At 54.3% G+C, this 16,600-nt stretch carries 14 protein-coding genes; 5 read left to right on the top strand and 9 right to left on the bottom strand.

Translation table 11 applies throughout. From position 1 onward, the window contains the following. Positions 1-8 precede the first annotated feature (8 nt). From HFD94_RS04005 to HFD94_RS03990, 4 genes are all read right to left on the bottom strand, one after another. The gene (locus HFD94_RS04005) at positions 9-1,676 is read right to left on the bottom strand and encodes a ShlB/FhaC/HecB family hemolysin secretion/activation protein (RefSeq protein ID WP_163850217.1); all 1,668 of its coding nucleotides are present in this window, start codon (positions 1,674-1,676) and stop codon (positions 9-11) included. 412 nt (positions 1,677-2,088) lie between these two features. Then, positions 2,089-2,244 carry a hypothetical protein gene (locus HFD94_RS04000; RefSeq protein WP_010247735.1) on the bottom strand — a complete coding sequence of 52 codons (156 nt, stop codon included), beginning with the start codon at positions 2,242-2,244 and terminating at the stop codon, positions 2,089-2,091. Positions 2,245-2,391: 147 nt separating this feature from the next. Then, on the bottom strand, positions 2,392-3,504 hold the full coding sequence (locus HFD94_RS03995) for a beta-propeller fold lactonase family protein (RefSeq protein WP_122888743.1): 1,113 nt from the start codon (positions 3,502-3,504) through the stop codon (positions 2,392-2,394). 196 nt (positions 3,505-3,700) lie between these two features. Continuing rightward, positions 3,701-5,110: an EmmdR/YeeO family multidrug/toxin efflux MATE transporter gene (locus HFD94_RS03990; RefSeq protein ID WP_022625464.1), complete on the bottom strand. Its 1,410-nt coding sequence runs from the start codon at positions 5,108-5,110 to the stop codon at positions 3,701-3,703. A 114-nt stretch (positions 5,111-5,224) separates the two neighbouring features. Between HFD94_RS03990 and HFD94_RS03985 the strand changes: the two genes are divergently transcribed. Together HFD94_RS03985 and HFD94_RS03980 are read left to right on the top strand one after the other, a co-directional pair. After that, positions 5,225-5,623 carry a hypothetical protein gene (locus HFD94_RS03985; RefSeq protein WP_148037974.1) on the top strand — a complete coding sequence of 133 codons (399 nt, stop codon included), beginning with the start codon at positions 5,225-5,227 and terminating at the stop codon, positions 5,621-5,623. After that, positions 5,577-7,031, top strand: a complete 1,455-nt coding sequence (locus HFD94_RS03980) for an AMP nucleosidase (protein WP_010670874.1) — start codon at positions 5,577-5,579, stop codon at positions 7,029-7,031. Before HFD94_RS03985 ends, HFD94_RS03980 begins: the two co-directional genes overlap by 47 nt. 103 nt (positions 7,032-7,134) lie before the next feature. Here HFD94_RS03980 and HFD94_RS03975 read toward each other — a convergent pair whose 3' ends face one another. After that, complete coding sequence (locus HFD94_RS03975) at positions 7,135-8,679, bottom strand: methyl-accepting chemotaxis protein (protein WP_022625462.1); 1,545 nt, start codon at positions 8,677-8,679, stop codon at positions 7,135-7,137. Positions 8,680-9,879: 1,200 nt separating this feature from the next. Beyond that, entirely contained in the window at positions 9,880-10,185 is a 306-nt protein-coding gene (locus HFD94_RS03970; RefSeq protein WP_163636823.1) for a hypothetical protein, read from the bottom strand. A 294-nt stretch (positions 10,186-10,479) separates the two neighbouring features. On the opposite strand from HFD94_RS03970, the gene HFD94_RS03965 reads away from it, so the two are divergent. Both HFD94_RS03965 and HFD94_RS03960 read left to right on the top strand, forming a co-directional pair. Further along, entirely contained in the window at positions 10,480-10,716 is a 237-nt protein-coding gene (locus HFD94_RS03965) for a hypothetical protein (RefSeq protein WP_167432777.1), read from the top strand. A 101-nt stretch (positions 10,717-10,817) separates the two neighbouring features. Then, entirely contained in the window at positions 10,818-11,336 is a 519-nt protein-coding gene (locus HFD94_RS03960; protein WP_167432776.1) for a hypothetical protein, read from the top strand. Between the two features lie 1,093 nt (positions 11,337-12,429). On the opposite strand, the gene HFD94_RS03955 is transcribed toward HFD94_RS03960, so the two are convergent. After that, the gene (locus HFD94_RS03955; protein ID WP_212685931.1) at positions 12,430-13,728 is read right to left on the bottom strand and encodes an NCS2 family permease; all 1,299 of its coding nucleotides are present in this window, start codon (positions 13,726-13,728) and stop codon (positions 12,430-12,432) included. Positions 13,729-14,150: 422 nt separating this feature from the next. Between HFD94_RS03955 and HFD94_RS03950 the strand changes: the two genes are divergently transcribed. Next, positions 14,151-14,894, top strand: a complete 744-nt coding sequence (locus HFD94_RS03950; protein ID WP_167432775.1) for a response regulator — start codon at positions 14,151-14,153, stop codon at positions 14,892-14,894. A 15-nt stretch (positions 14,895-14,909) separates the two neighbouring features. Here HFD94_RS03950 and HFD94_RS03945 read toward each other — a convergent pair whose 3' ends face one another. Both HFD94_RS03945 and HFD94_RS03940 read right to left on the bottom strand, forming a co-directional pair. Further along, positions 14,910-15,593 carry a D-lyxose/D-mannose family sugar isomerase gene (locus tag HFD94_RS03945; protein WP_167432774.1) on the bottom strand — a complete coding sequence of 228 codons (684 nt, stop codon included), beginning with the start codon at positions 15,591-15,593 and terminating at the stop codon, positions 14,910-14,912. Between the two features lie 44 nt (positions 15,594-15,637). Next, positions 15,638-16,576, bottom strand: a complete 939-nt coding sequence (locus HFD94_RS03940) for an ABC transporter substrate-binding protein (RefSeq protein ID WP_010247755.1) — start codon at positions 16,574-16,576, stop codon at positions 15,638-15,640. Positions 16,577-16,600: the final 24 nt, after the last annotated feature.

Raw genomic sequence — 16,600 nt, 5'->3', positions numbered from 1 at the left:
GCCTTTTTTTAAAAAACGAGTCCAACACGCGCGTAAACGCTGAGGCGATCGGGCGCAAGATAATTGGGGTAGCTGACAGGGATACCCAGCGACAGCTGAGTGGAGACATGCGCGTTACGGGTGCCAAGTCCCAGCGAACTGCCCCACAACGTGCCTGCTGCGTAGCGATCCTGTTTGTCGCTCTGGAGCCACCCGCCGTCCAGCGCCAGGGTGGTGCTGACCTCGCCGATTGCAGGCAGGGTAAACAGCGAGTAATTCAGTTCGTTACGCAGATAGCCGCCAACATCGCCGGAAAGGTATTGCTCCTTGTAGCCGCGAACCGAGTTCTCGCCACCAATCGTCAGGCGTTCGCTGCCATAAAGGCGATCCGGCGACCACTGAGCGTAAAAACTGCTGAGCCACCACATTTTCTGAGTGACAGGCCGCTGATAGCTGCTGCTGACGCTCCATTTGCGGAATTCAGCTTTCGGAAAATCGTCGCTTTTACCCTTGTCGCTTTCCGCATCGAACCACGGCATCCCGCGGCTCAGCATCGGGTTCAGAGTGGCCACCCCACCTGCAATTTTTTGCGTATGGTTAAAACCGATCTGCAGACTGGTCAGTTTGCGGCTACTGCTTTGAAGCAGCGTCTCATTCAGCCAGTTATGGCTGACGTAATGGTTCAGCCCAAGCTGAAGGCCAGTTTTGATTTGCCCGTTGCGGAACAGCACCCACGAGCCGCTGAGGCGGTTAGAGATGTTGTCGCCGTTGCTATACCAGTCGAAACTATTGGCGTTAAAGCGGCTGTGATAGTTGCTCCAGCTATAGCTGTAATCCAGCAGCCCATAGCCATAAGGCACGCTGACGCCCGCCTGGAAATTTTGCGCATCGCGCCAGTCGCTGAAAGCGCTGCTGCGACCACCGCTGACAAACCAGCGATCGGCAACACCCAGCAGGTCATTACCCACCAGCGAGCCGGAAAGCTGACCGATGCCGGTGCTTCGCTGGCCGCTATTGTCCATATTCAGCCCCAGCGTCAGAGGAAACTCAGGTGTGCTGGTCAGGTTAACAATGGAATAGCCCGGCTGAGACGAGGGAATGATTTCAATCTGAACCGGCGAAGTACGAAGCCGGTTTATCTGCTCCATACCCTGTTCAATGTCACGTAAATTTAAAATACGACCTGCACGGGTCGGGAACGCCATGTTCAGCTGACGTGCACTGGCACCCTGCAAATGAATCGCCTCAAGCTTTCCTTCCAGTACGGTGATATTTAACGTCCCGTGGGAAAGATTCTGTTCTGTCAGGAAGGCCCGGCTGGTGATATATCCACGCTGGACATACCACTCTGAAATAGCGCGTACCAGCTGATTAATACGGTCCAGACTCAGGCACTGATTGATATAGGGAGCGACAAGTCTCTTCTGTGTATCAGGCGTGATTAAGCTCGCCTGTTGCAGTGAAATCTGGTTGATTTCAAAACAGGGGCCGCTGGCTGGCGCCGACTCGGTTTTTTGCAGCTCAACCTGATGCGCCTGTGTTAATGCGTCACGCTGCTGCTGATCCTGCTGCAACCGCTGCTGCTGCTGGTTTTGAATAACGTCAAGATCACCCGGTGTGACCGGTGCAGCCATGACATTGCTGATAAACAAACTGGCTCCGAAAACCAGCCACTTCCCTGTTTCAGGCATTTTCATCGAAGGATTAACAACGCTTATTGTAAATTTTGTGTAAGCACAGACGTGCAGATTACCACCTTAACAATCGGAAGTTCCTTATTGACTTAAAATAATGACGTGGTTTTACAAAAAGTAAAATTAGCGGTGATAAAACGTTTTATAAGCCAAATTTGTAATGACTTAGCCACTTTCTATGTGCGGAGGTCATTTACGAGTGTTAAGGGAATAGATGTTAAGACGTGCACTGATGAATATAGATCCGCGCCGGATTACTCATTCATATAACGACGCTGGGGCATTAAGTGGGATAAAAAATAATGATGTTGCTGTTTTTCGTGGTGAAGCCTGCTGGCTGAAATGACCAGCGCAATACAGATGCAAAAAGGCCCGCAACGTAGCGGGCCTTTAACCAGACAACATACAACAACCATTATTTTTCATGGTAGCGATGCACTGCCGGATAATATTCCAGTCCATACAGCTGGCTCAGCGGCAGCAGCAGTTCCACGTTAATATCATGCACACGGTCACTCGCCACAGGGCCGCTCAGCAGCTGTTCAAACCAGGCTATCAGTTTCTGTTTCATCTCAGGCTCTCCGCATCAGTTGATGCCCTGAGTAAACCCGCTTACACGCCCGATCAGAAGCAAAAATTTCTGCGCTGCTTATGCCGGAAATGGCATAAGCAGCCCGCATCTGTTTAGCCAGTGCCATACGCCAGCGGCTCAAAACGGTTACTGCCTTATCAGCGTCACCCAGTTCGCGCCTTTACCAGCCGGGGCTTCAGCAACCCGTTTGAGTTCACCGCTGGCGGAATCGATAGCGTAACTGCCAATCACCGCGCTCTTCTCCCCGCTGACGATCAGCCATTTACCCTGCGCATCAATCGCAATACTGCGCGGCTGTTTTTCAACCGGCCAGCTGCCGATAAGTGTTAACTCACCCGACTGTTTATCAACCCGGTAGCCGCTGACGGTGCTGGAGGTGCGCTCGGTGACATAGATAAATTGCCCGTCCGGGGTGATTTTAATGTCTGCCGCCCAGATGCGCGGCGTGGGATCGCTGTAGCCCGCCGGGCGCTGCTCGCCATGCTGCAGGTTATATTTCTTCGCCACCGCATTCGGCCAGGTTTTCAGCTCCGTCAGCGACCCATCCGCCGCGCGCCGGAACTGCGTAATGGTGCCGCTCATCTCCGCGAGGTTATAGAGGAAGCGATTGTCGGGCGAAATCACCGAATGTCGTGCGCCGCTGTTCTTCTCGCCCTGAACAAATCCGGTTCCCAGCGGCGTTATCGCGCCATTATCAGCAAAGGCATATTGCAGCACGCGATCCGCGCCAAGGTTGCCGACGTAGAGGGAATGATTGCTGACGTCGGTAATCACCGAGTGGGCATGCGGCCCGGTTTTCACCTCGCCCGTGACCTGGGGTGTCACAATGCCTTTGTCATCAATCCGGTTGCTGGTGACGATATCGCTGTCATAGGAGGCGGCCAGCAGATAGCGCCCACTTCTGTCAGTGGTGATCCACGGAAAGCTGGCTACAACCGGTGTCACCGCCAGTTTCTGCAAATCAACATGCGAACCCGAGACGCGCCAGCTGATGATCGAATAAGGCGGACTCCGCAGCGCACCATAGAGCCGTTTACCATCCGGGCTGGCCGCCAGCGGCATAATCTTTTTACCGGCAGGCGTATCGCCACGCCATTGCAGGCTGCCATTCGCCTCGCTGAGCTGATAGCGGGAAACGGTGCCGGATTCAGCATTGGAGACATAGACAAAGGTTGTCGCCCATAACGGGGCGCTACACAGCAGCGGCAGGAGTGCCAGCGCCGTTTTCAGACGGATCATAGGGTCACCTTGATAAGTAGTGTCTGCATCATTGCGCAGCAGGCATTACGCTAACCCTGTCTGAGAAGACTGGCTTTGTGCAACTGTCTGAAATTCGGTTCGAAGGTCTGGAGATGTGACGGAGATGTTATTTTTAATGGTGCTGAAAGAGGTATGACGCCTTTCCCCACGGCGGGGGAAAGGCGTTAACAACGCGCTAACCGGTTTTCGCGATCATTTTTCGATAGCGGTTGAGCCACTTGCCGCTGTTAAGTCGCCACCAGAAGAAGATGCCACGCACCGTCCAGTCGAGGAACATCCCCAGCCAGACACCGGTCACGCCCATCCCCAGTTCAATACCGAGCAGGTAGCCGACCACCACGCGGGCGCCCCACATGCTGAACATCGACACATACATGGTGTAACGCGCATCGCGTGCGCCCTTGAGACCGGCAGGTAGCACCCAGGAAGCGGCCCATAACGGCATAAACAGCGCGTTAAGCCAGATCAGCTGCTTCGTCACGTTAATCACTTCCGGGTCGCTGGTATAAAACCGTGCCAGCAACCCGGCCAGCGGCACCGTCAGCAGGGCCATCACGGTCAGGCAGACCGTCGCCAGCCAGAAGACGTGTCGCACCTGGCGTTCCGCCTGGAACACCTGATTCCTGCCCAGACGGGTACCGGTGATAATCGTTGAAGCCGAACCCAGCGCATTGCCTGGCAGGTTGATCAGTGAGGCGATAGAAAAAGCGATAAAATTACCGGCAATCTCGCTGGTGCCCATTCCGGCAACAAACACCTGTGTCAGTAGTTTGCCGCCGTTGAACAGCACCGACTCGATACTGGCAGGCACGCCTATTCCTAAAACTTCCATCAGAATGCTGCTGTTCCAGCGCCGGAAATAGCTCGACAGCGTAATTTTCAGTGAGGCGTTAAAGCCGATCATCAGCACGTAAATCACCGCGATCGCCCCGATATAGCGGGTGATGGTCAGTCCGAGCCCGGCACCGATAAACCCTAAACCGTCCCACGAGAAGCAGCCATAAATCAGCACGCTACTGATGATGATGTTGAGGATGTTCATGCCGCCGTTAATCAGCATCGGAATTTTGGTATTACCTGCACCACGCAGCGCCCCGCTGCCAATCAGGGTGATAGCGGCGGCCGGATAGCTCCAGGCGGAAGTCTGCAGATAGCTCAGCGCCAGCGCTTTGACTTTTGGATCGGCGGCACCGGCAATCGCATCGACGATCAGATGACCCCAGAACTCAATGGCGATCACCAGCACAAAGGCGAGTATCGTCATCATGGCCAGCGACTGACGCGTGGCGGCACGGGCGCGCTTGCCGTTGCGTTTTGCCAGACTGAACGCCACCACCACCGTGGTACCAAGATCGATGGCAGCAAAGAACGAGATGATCACCATGTTGAAGCTGTCGGCCAGGCCGACGCCCGCCATCGCCTCTTTACCCAGCCAGCTGACCAGGAAGGTGCTCAGTACGCCCATCAATAGCACACAGGCGTTCTCGAAAAAGATAGGCACTGCTAATGGCGATATCTCACGCCAGTAGAGCGTGCGATACGAACGGCGTTTCGGGTACCACGCCGTGCGCTTGATCGCCTGCATCACTGCTACGCCGGGATTTTGCAAAGGATTACCAAATCAGAAGAGACTGGACAGGAGTTCTAATGATGATAGTGGGCAGGGAAATATGCAAAGTCTTTCCGGTGCAAATTAATCATGGTTACAAACTTTTTAATGCCGCCACGGCACAATCTGCCTCACTGCCCCGCCCGCTGTAGCAAACCTGATTATTTCCCTGACGTTATGATCGGTTGGCCATGCTTTGCTGCTGGCGGTTTTTTCCGCCATCTCCTCATTGGTAACGCATTCAAACGTGGCGAACCACCCCTTCTGATAGTAAAGATTTTCTTACTGTTTTTCAGTGCAGCAGATCTTCACTTAAAACAGCACTGCTCAGAATTCCCGCTTCGCTGGCGCAAAAAAACGGCGATCACAGATTCTTCAACAATCTCCGCAACAAACCCGCTAAGCTTGGGGCAAATTGCGGAAAAAAATGGAAGGAGAAACCATGCCGACACTACGGAAAAACCTGACCAGCCAGCAGGCGCTGGATGAACTCGAACGCCTGTACGATGGCGCCGTTGATGCGCTGCGCGAGGCGATTAAAGCCTTTACCGAAAACGGCACGCTGCCCGATGCCACCGCACGGGCGCAGGGACTATTTGTTTACCCGGAGCTGCGCATCACCTGGCGCGGCGACGGTCCGCAGCAGAACCGCACGCGTGCCTGGGGACGCTTCACCCACACCGGCAGTTACAGCACCACCATCACCCGCCCGGCATTGCTGCGCCACTATATTTCGGAACAGCTTCAGATGCTGGAGAAGGAGTATCAGCTGGAGATCGACGTGGGGCCCTCCAGCCAGGAGATCCCCTATCCTTACGTGATCGACGGTTCCGACCTGTCACTGGATCGCACCATGAGCGCCGGTATTGCGCGCCACTTCCCGACCACCGAGCTGTCGCAGATTGGCGATGAGACCGCCGATGGCCTGTTCCACGCCGATGCAAAATCCCCTCTGTCGCACTTCGACGCGCTGCGAACCGACTTCTCGCTGGCCCGCCTGCGTCACTACACCGGCACCAGCGTAGAGCACTTCCAGCCATTTGTGCTGTTCACCAACTACACCCGTTATGTTGATGAGTTTGTGCGCTGGGCGATCGAGCAGGTGCGCGATCCCAGTACCCCTTACGACAGCCTGGCCTGCGCGGGCGATGTGGTGCTGACCGCCGACACCGCTGACAGTGAGTCGATGCTCTCGGATCTGGCGTGGAAGAAGCACCAGATGCCCGCCTGGCATCTCACCTCGCCGAATCGTCGTGGTATTACGCTGATTAATATTGGTGTTGGCCCGTCGAATGCCAAAACCATCTGCGATCATCTGGCGGTGATGCGTCCACATGCGTGGCTGATGATTGGTCACTGTGGCGGTCTGCGCGAGAGCCAGCGGATTGGTGATTATGTGCTGGCCCATGCCTATCTGCGCGACGATCACGTGCTGGACAGCGTGCTGCCGCCTGATATCCCGGTACCCAGCATTGCCGAAGTGCAGCGCGCGCTGTATGACGCCACCAAATCAGTGAGCGGCATGCCAGGCGAAGAGGTGAAGCAGCGGTTGCGTACCGGCACCGTGGTGACCACGGACGACCGCAACTGGGAACTGCGCTACTCCGCTTCGGCACTGCGCTTTAACCTGAGCCGTGCGGTGGCGGTCGATATGGAAAGCGCCACTATTGCCGCACAGGGTTATCGTTTCCGGGTGCCATATGGCACGCTGCTGTGCGTTTCAGACAAGCCGCTGCACGGTGAGATTAAGCTGCCCGGTCAGGCGAACCGTTTCTATGAAGGGGCGATTTCGGAGCATCTGCAGATTGGTATTCACGCTGTTGAGCTGCTGCGCGCCGAGGGCGATAAGCTGCATTCGCGTAAGTTGCGTACCTTTAATGAGCCGCCTTTCAGGTAAGTGTTAGCCGGCTGATGCGAGGAATAAGGCCGGTACTGCTGACAGGCAGTACCGGCCTCTTGCTTTGGAATTTACCCAATGCGCATGTCAGCGCCGGGATAATTTATACTTTAAAGGTCTCTACAATCAGCCTGAGAGACTGCGCTTGCTCAGAGAGAGACTGAGAAGCACTTGATGATTCTTCTACCAGAGCAGAGTTATTTTGCGTCACCCCATCCATCTGGCTGACTGCAATACTCACCTGAGAAATCCCCTGCATCTGTTCAGCCGACGACAGCGCAATAGCATCCATGGATTCAGCCAGTTCATCCACTAAATGCACGACTTTGAGAATACTCAAACCCGTATCACTGGCAACAGTGACGCCGCATTCAACCTGTCCGACAGCCTGCTCTATTAACGCTTTAATATCTTTTGCGGCAGTCGCACTACGTTGTGCAAGCGTTCTGACTTCAGACGCGACGACAGCGAAGCCCCTTCCCGTCTCTCCCGCTCGTGCCGCTTCAACGGCTGCGTTCAGGGCAAGAATATTAGTCTGGAATGCGATGCTTTCGATGACGGCGGTGATATCTCTGACTTTAGACGCGCTTTTTGAAATATCACTCATCGTATCTGACATTCGTTTGACGTCCGTTTCCCCTCGTTTTGCAATCGAGGCGGTATCTCTCGCTGAGTTGGCTGTGTCCCTGGCAGTTTTGCTGTTATTTTGTACCGTAGCGGTGAGCTGTTCCATACTCGCAGCCGTTTCCTGCAAGGCAGCGGCCTGCTGTTCAGTGCGGGATGCAAGCTCATTGTTTCCTTCAGAAATCTCATTCGCAGAAAGGGCGACTGAAGAAGAGCCTGATTTAATTTCTGAAACGATATCCCGTAACCGAACCTGCATGCTGTTTAAAGAGGCCATGAGACTGAGAGTGTCATTTTTCTTCAAGCTAACCGGTGTGGTCAGATCCCCATTGGTGATCGCATAAGCAAGCTTCCGCGCTGTACTCGGTTCATCGCCAAGCTCGCTCATGAGTTTACGAATAAGATAGATGCTGGTGCCCGTGCCGAACAAAATAGCCGCAACTAAAAGCGTCACCAGGATGATGTAGGCTCTTTCGGTATTTTTCGCATTTTGATTAACTGAGTCATCCGACTGCTTTGCCAGGATTTCACTCATCAGGGTAAGACCTTCAAGCAGCGGAACCTGTGCGGGTCTGACTTTTTCCAACAGATACTTAACGGTGATATCACTGTTTTTAGCCAGTGCCAGCGGAACGGTGTTACTGAAGGCATCCAGAGCATTTTTCTCGCTGTCACTGATCTTCGCAAAGGCTTTATATTCTTCCGTATCGCCAGACTGGCTGATCATCGTATTCAGTTGATCCCTGCTGGCTGCAAATTTAGCCTTCAGTTTAACCAGACGATCAGACTGCTCCTGGATAAGAGCCTGATCTGAAAAGAGTGATAAATTCCTGACGGTTATCGCCATATCGCGCTGCGCCAGGGTAAGTTCATTGATTAATTTTGTTTTTTTCATATCACCCTGAACAACTGACTCAAGCGTGCTTTTAGCCTGATATAAAGAGTGAATAGCGACAACGATACATATGGAGAAAAAGATGATTAACGTGCCAAATCCGGAACCGAGGCGCGTAGAGATTTTCATTAAAATTCCTTGAAGGGGGGCGGCGATATAGATCTATCGGCATCTCTTTTTTTAACTTCAATGAATATTTATCACATAAATAATATTAACCAGAATTAATGGCACCGCTGCAAAGCATCACAAAAACTCATAAATTTGTCAGGCTTTGATGCTTTCCAGTTCAACCAGAAATCGTTTTTTTGTGCGTTATAAACAATCAGAACCCTTATGCATACCGTTGTCTTAACTTATTACTGCGTTACGCTACACTGGTTTGCATGTCATAAAAATTTCATTTAACCCTTGCAGGCGCGGCTTTTAAGGCTGCTACAACCTGGATGCTTTTCGCATGCAAAAAATACCGCAATAAAAATCAGGAATACATAAATTATAATTATAAATAACGTCAGGAACTTCTGTAGATCACTTTAAACGCGGGCCGGTTCTGTGACGTCTCGCAGGATATGAATGCTTTATTAGTACGATGAATATGGCAGAACAGACCGGCATAAGGATGCTTCAGCCCGGCCGTAGCAATCCAGCCTTCAGGCAGAAAACGCGCTGAGTGCGTTGATGAGCGTGCCCGTCTGCACGATAGCCCTGGTCTGATATGCATCACGAATAAACTCTCCATCATCAGCCCTTGATACGAACGGATAGCCCGGGCAATCGCAGAGAGAAATAGATTTGCCTGACTCGCGCATCAGCTGCAGTAACAGATGAAATTAAAAGCGTAACATAACTGAAGCATATTGCAGACGAAATATAAAAACATACACAGCAACAAAAAACATCATTATTGAGCTTGTCACTCCATAATTGCTGTGCAATATAAATAACAGCAGACTGTAGAAGCTATTTCTTAAAATTAGTGCCACATACTGGCAATGTATTCCCGCCTTTCACATAAAATAAAATAAAGGACGCATAAAGAAACTCCAAAACGGAGGAAGAGTGACAAGAATTATTTGAGGAAAATTAACATACCTTTGGCAGCGCAGATAATAAATTTAATTACTCACTTAAAGAGGATTCATTGTGAAAGTTAAAAATATGACTGTGTTAGCGAGTATGGTTTTATTCTACTCCGCTCAGGGTATGGCCAGACAATTTGATATCAGTGCAGCAAACATTGACGTCAATACCTCTAAATCTTCCTTCATTCTTACTGGTGCGGGAGGTGCCGGCGGCGCAGGTGGCGCGGGGGGTGCAGGAGGAGCGTTAGGCGGGCAAGGTGGTGCCGGAGGTGTTGGCGGCGCCGGAGGTGCTGGCGGAAGTGATGGTAATGGCGCCGCTAACGCCAGCCAGAATGGTAATAATTCCAATAATGATAACGGCAGTAAAAACGGCAACGGTTCTGATCAGGGTAATAACAGTAATAACGGCACCGGGAATGCTAACGGGAGTGGTGACGGTAACGGAAATGATGCAGGCAACGGCGGTGGTAATGGAGGAGGTGATGGTGGCGGTGATGGCGGCGGTGATGGCGGCGGTGATGGCGGCGGAGACTGATAGTCTGGCGTCCATTAACTAAAAAGCTCCTGTTTGTAACCGTTATAGCAGGAGCATTATCACTGTTAGCACAGGAACAGCACATGAAACTTACCAGAAGTTACCCATTATTTTTAGCCACCGTACTGACAGTGGCATGTCCGTTTTACTCCCTGGCTCAGACTGCCAGCGACATGAATACTTCATCCTCAAATACCTCCCTCCAGCCCTCAGCAGGTAAAGACGGACAACAAGGCAATGGTGAAAACGGAGGCGCGGGAGGCAAAGGAGGCGTTCCGGGAGAAGGTACTAACGGAGGAAAAGGAGGTAATGGCGGCAATGGCGGCAATGGCGGCAATGGCGGCAATAGTGGGAGTGCCGATAATCCCGATACATCAAGTAAAGGCGGTGCGGACGGCGCAGGTGGTGCGGGCGGCGCAGGTGGTGCGGGCGGCGAAGGTGGTGCGGGCGGCGCAGGCGGTGCGGGTGGCGCAGGCGGTGCGGGTGGCGCAGGCGGTGCGGGTGGCGCAGGCGGTAACGGAGGGACCGGTGGAGAAAGTTTTCTGAAAAGGATTTTCAAATGAAAACAATCACTTTGTTAGCTTCGCTAATCATCATTCCGTATGCGCATGCTGAGTACAAAACGGATATGTTGAGTTCACACCATAATGTCATTCTCATTGATGCCGCTGCAGGTTCTGATGGCGGACCGGGTCAGAACGGCGGTGCCGGGGCCAATGGCGGTCCGGGTGAAAATGGAGGACGAGGGGGAAACGGAGGTATCGGAGGAAATGGAGGGTCAGGAGGAAACGGTGGTGCCGGAGCCAATGGCGGTGATGGCGGAAATGGCGGCCTGGGAGGAAGCGGTGGAAATGGCGGGAACGGAGGTGCTGGACAGAATGGCCAGGCCGGAGGCAATGGCGGGAATGGAGGAAGCGGCAGTATGGGGGGAGATGGCGGAAACGGTGGAAATGGAGGGAATGGCAGCAATGGTAGTGCTGGTGGCGCAGGGGGGAACGGAGGGAATGGTGGCAGCACGGGAGGTGACGGCGGTGCGGGAGGTAACGGTGGTGACGGAGGAGATGGCGGCGACTAAATTCAACCACGCCTTAATATCTCTTCTCTCCTGGCAGCAGGCTTATAAAACAGGCGAGAACAGCAATTATCACGGGTTAATTCACAGCTAAAACAGGCATTTGAATAACACTGATTTAGCGTAATAAAACTTTCCGTCAGCTCCGTCAGCTCCGTCAGCTCAACATTAAAATCAGCTTACCTGAACTAACAAAAACGCTCAGAGATCCTGTCAACGCTAAGTATGTGTGAAACTCCTCTTTTTTTAACATCAGGGAAATGCACCCTGGAGTTGGCGTACAGTGGAGCCCCGGATTTTTGATAGCCATGATGTGAGAAATAATGGAATTAAATACACCGCTGAAATGGAGTAGCGAGTAACAACAAACGCCACAAGTGAAATGCTTTTATAATTTAAACGCACAAACGAGAACAGCCGTGAATAACAACAACTCCGCCATATGCGCTCTATTGCAATGTTGCGCAGTGTATCAGATACCGCCAACCCCATAGCCTGACAGACGATACCCGCTCAGTGTTAACGTGCTGCTAAGTGATCTGAAACTCCCATACGTCTGGCGGGCGAAACCCGCTCAGTGCTAACGCGCTGCTAAAGGACCTGAAAATCCTCGTCGCCTTGCAGGCGAAACCGCTCAGTGCAAGCCCGCTGCAAAGCGAAACCTTATGAATCTTTCCACGCTTTCAGCGGCCTGAACCCAGCCAGTCCGGGTGACAAACCCACCGGCAGGGGTTTCCCAGAGGCGTCCGCAGCGCTGAGGAACAACCGCAGGCCAGGATGAGCCGACAGGACGTCGGCGAAAGGACGGTACGAGCCAGGGATGGCGAGTCCGGACGGTCCGTCGGCCGCAGGGCGTGACGAGGGTACCCCGCTACGCGGGGCGCGCAGGCAGCCGGACGCCGGGATTGTTAAGGGGCGGGCGTCCGCCCCTTGACGCGTCCGCCTGCACGGGCAACCTGAAACTCCCCATCGCCTGGCGGGCGAAACCCGCTCAGTGCTAACGCGCGGTAAGTGATCTGAAACGCTCCATCGCCCAGGCGGGCGTAACCTGCTCATAGCAAGCCCGCTGCCAGGCGAAACTTACTCAGTGTGCCAGCCCGCAGCCATGCGAAACCCGCTCATAGCCAGCCCGCTGCACAGCGAAATCCGCCCGCTGCTAAGCGACCTTCCCTGCCGCCAGGCAACAACTAAGCACTCAACCATCCCAGCTTAATCACAAACAGAATCGACAGGATAACCAGCGCCGCATTCACCTCTTTCGCACGTCCGCTCAGCAACTTCACCAGCGTCCAGGTAATAAAACCAAACGCGATGCCGTTGGCGATCGAATAGGTCAGCGGCATGGTCAGCGCGGTCACGGTGACCGGCGCGGCGGTGGTGATATCTTTCCAGTCAATCTCTGCGAGGCCCGATGCCATCAGCACCGCCACAAACAGCAACGCAGGCGCAGTGGCATAAACCGGAACACTGGAGGCCAGCGGCGAGAAAAACAGGGCCAGCAGGAACAGCACGGCGACCACAATCGCGGTCAGGCCGGTACGGCCCCCGGCACTCACGCCCGCCGCCGATTCCACATAACTGGTAGTGGTCGAGGTGCCGAGCAGCGAACCAAACAGCGCAGCCGCACTGTCAGCAATCAGCGCACGGCCCATCTTCGGCACGTTACCCTGCTCATCCGCCAGACCGGCGCGTTTGGTCACACCCAGCAGCGTGCCCGTGTTATCAAACACGTCAACAAACAGGAAGGCAAAAATCACGCTGATCAGGCCGACGTTAAACGCGCCGGCAATATCCAGCTGCATAAAGGTCGGTGCAATCGACGGCGGTGCAGAGAAGACCCCGGCAAAGGGCGACAGACCAATGCCCATGGAGATAAAGGTCACCAGCAGAATACCGATCAGCACTGCGCCCGTAACCCGACGTGCTTCCAGTACCACGATAACCACAAAGCCGAGCATCGCCAGCAGCGGACCCGGTTTAGTCAGATCGCCAATGCCCACCAGCGTTGCCGGGTTATCGACCACGATGCCTGCCCCTTCCAGCGCAATCAGTGCCAGAAAAAGGCCGATACCGGCACCAATCCCGGCGCGCAGCGGCAGCGGAATACTGGCAATAATCCATTCACGAATCTTAAATAGCGACATCGCGAAGAAAATCACCGCCGAGAGAAACACCGCGCCCAGCGCAATCTGCCACGTGTAGCCCATGTGCAACACAACGGTATAGGTGAAAAAGGCGTTCAGTCCCATACCCGGAGCCAGCGCAATCGGATAGTTGGCGATCAGCCCCATCAGCACGCAGCCAATCGCCGCCGCCAGACAGGTGGCGACAAATACCGCGCCCTTGTCCATGCCGGTCGCGCCCAGAATGCTTGGGTTCACAAACAGAATATAAGCCATCGCCAGGAAGGTGGTGATCCCGGCGATAATCTCAGTACGAACCGTCGTGTTATGCGCTTTGAGTTTGAATAGTTTTTCTAACATCATCATCTCTCGATACAGGAGACATCAGTCTCACTTGCCAAAGGGGTTTGCATGCTGATTATTCTGTTTCCGGGACACTGATGCCGGCCGCTGCATACTTGCGTGCCAGAATCGCCTGAAATCCCTGACTTACCCACTGCCCAAAGCAATTGCCATGCCATCTACCGACGCAATCGATTACCTGGCAGAGCCGGGTACGCCTAAGAGAATTCCGAACCAAAACGAGGCGCGATTATGGTGCAATGCACCGATGCCGCGCAATCGTTTTCCTGCGGCAAACAGGCAGCCCCGAAAAACTCTGCGCCAGCGCACGCTTCCGCACTCTCACAGGCGAAGCTGGTCACGTTTCAGCACGCTGCCTCAGCAACCTTTTCTGGCCTGTGTAGACTCCTGAATTAACTCTTTCGTAACATTGAGGCCGCGCAATGAAGCCAGCAATTTTGGTGGTGGATGATGATCCTGCAGTCTGCGACGTCTTGCAGGATGCGTTAAGTGAACATCTGTTAACGGTCTACCGCTGTCATCAGGGACGCGAGGCGCTATCGATGCTCGGCGAACACCCGGAAATCTCGCTGGTGATGCTGGATATGATGCTGCCCGATACCAACGGGCTACTGGTGTTGCAGCAGCTTCAGCGTGAGCGACCCGAAGTGCTGGTGATTATGCTGACCGGTATGGGTTCTGAAGCGGAGATGGTGGTGGGCCTTGAGATGGGCGCAGATGATTACATCGCCAAACCCTTTAATCCACGCGTGGTAGTAGCGAGAACCCGGGCGGCCCTGCGTCGCAGCGGACGCATAGCGCAGGCCGACCCTGAACAGGAGGGCTGGCGTTTTGGCGGCTGGCAACTGGATGATGGCCGCTGCCAGCTGTTTAATCCGCAGCGCGAGCTGGTGCCGCTGACCCAGGGGGAATATAGCCTGTTACGCGCGCTGGTTCGCCACGCCCGAAAAGTGCTGACCCGCGATCAGTTGCTGGAGCTGACCCATAGCGAAAGTCTCGACGTGTTTGACCGCACCATCGATGTGCTGATCATGCGGCTGCGCCGTAAAATCGAAACCAACCCGCACCAGCCCGACCTGATCCGCACCATTCGCGGACTGGGTTATGTCTTTTCGGCCGATGTGGTGAAACCCGATTCGACAACGCGTGCCAGTCAGATTGCCTGATTAGGCCTGACGCGCTCAGGATAGCCAGTGCGCGTAATCATTACACAGCAGCCAGCGCGGCGCTTCATCCTCCTCCAGTGGGTTGAAACGAGCCAGCGGCGTCAGAAACACATTGTCGTTTTCGTCATCGTTGGGCATCGACACCTCGCCCACCAGCACGTCGCCGAAGCCACTTTCACCCCAGAAACTGTGCCAGATGCCCGCCTCCAGCGTCACGCTTTCACCCGGTGAGAGCCGTAGCTGTGAACCGGCGGCATGGGTCTGGCGCAGGCCATCCAGCGAAACCGCCACCAGCGAGTCAGCCAGCCCGTCACCGTTGCGGTTATGCAGTTCGACAATCAAATTTCCGCCGCCGCGATTAATGATGTCTTCCATCTTGCGCGGATGGTAGTGCATCGGCGTCTGCTGCCCTTCCCGCACGTGCATTATTTTCTCGGCGTAGGGTTTATGCCACGGCTGCCCGTTTGGTGAACCGTTGCGCAGGGTAAACAGTGTCAGCCCGGTCTGCAGAAAATCAGTCGCGCCAAAACTGGTGAGATCCCATCCCAGCCGCAACGCCAGAATCTCCTGCGCGACCTCACGATCCTGAGCCCGCCACTGGCTCACATCGAAATCGGCCCACGGCGGCAGATGCACATCCTGCTGTCGGAAAAACTCGCGCGTATGTTGCAGGTAATAATTAACCTCTGAACGTTGCATGGTGGCCTCCTGAGTGCGGCACCCTTAAGGTGCCGCACTAAAGCTTATTTCACCGTCCAGCCCTGATAGCTGCCGATATTATTACGATCGATCAGTTTCACCGGGATCAGCACCGGTTTGTCCGGTGCCGGTTTGCCCTGCAGAATGTCATAACCAATCTCGACCGCTTTGGCTGCCATGACCTGCGGGTCCTGCGCAGGCGTCGCGACGAACAGTGAATTCTTGCGCTTCAGCGCCTCTTCACCGTCCGGCGAGCCATCGACGCCAACGATAAAGAACTCACTGCGCTGCGCCTGTTTCGCCGCTAAGTCTGCGCCAATCGCTGTCGGGTCATTGATGGCAAACACCGCATCAATTTTTGGATTGGCAGAGAGCAGACCGGTCATGACTTCCAGTCCGCCTTCACGACTGCCTTTGGCGTTCTGGTTGTATGAGAGCAGCTTGATGTCAGGATGGGTTTTCAGTTCGGTCATGCAGCCTTCAACGCGGTTCTGCACTGCAGAGACCGGTGGTCCGTTGATGATCACCACGTTGCCCTTGTTCTTCAGGCGGTCAGCAATATATTTACAGGCCATCGCGCCCGCCTCGGTGTTATCGGAGGTGATGGTCGCATTCGCGCCATCGGCCGCCACGTCGACCGCCACCACTACAATACCGGCATCACGCGCCCGCTTCACCGCCGGGGCGATCCCTTTGGAGTCCGCGGCGTTGAGGATAATCATGTCGACTTTGGCCGCAATAAAGTTATCAATCTGGCCCACCTGCTGACCGAGATCGTAGCCGCTCGAGACCAGCGTCACATTCACCTTATCGCCCGCCAGCTGACGCGCCTTCATCTCTGCGCCTTTGGTGATCTGCACGAAGAAGGGGTTTGCCAGATCGCCGACCGTTACGCCGATAGATTTGAGTTCTTTTGCCTGAGCCAGGCCGGTACTGAACAGCGTCGCCGCCAGCAGCCCGGTTACAATCGGATTAAAACGCATAGACCTTCTCCTGCTGTTTTCAAG

The sequence above is a fragment of the Pantoea sp. EKM20T genome, assembly GCF_011800485.1.
GTDB lineage: Bacteria > Pseudomonadota > Gammaproteobacteria > Enterobacterales > Enterobacteriaceae > Pantoea > Pantoea agglomerans.
This window is presented reverse-complemented; position numbering and strand designations above follow the sequence as displayed.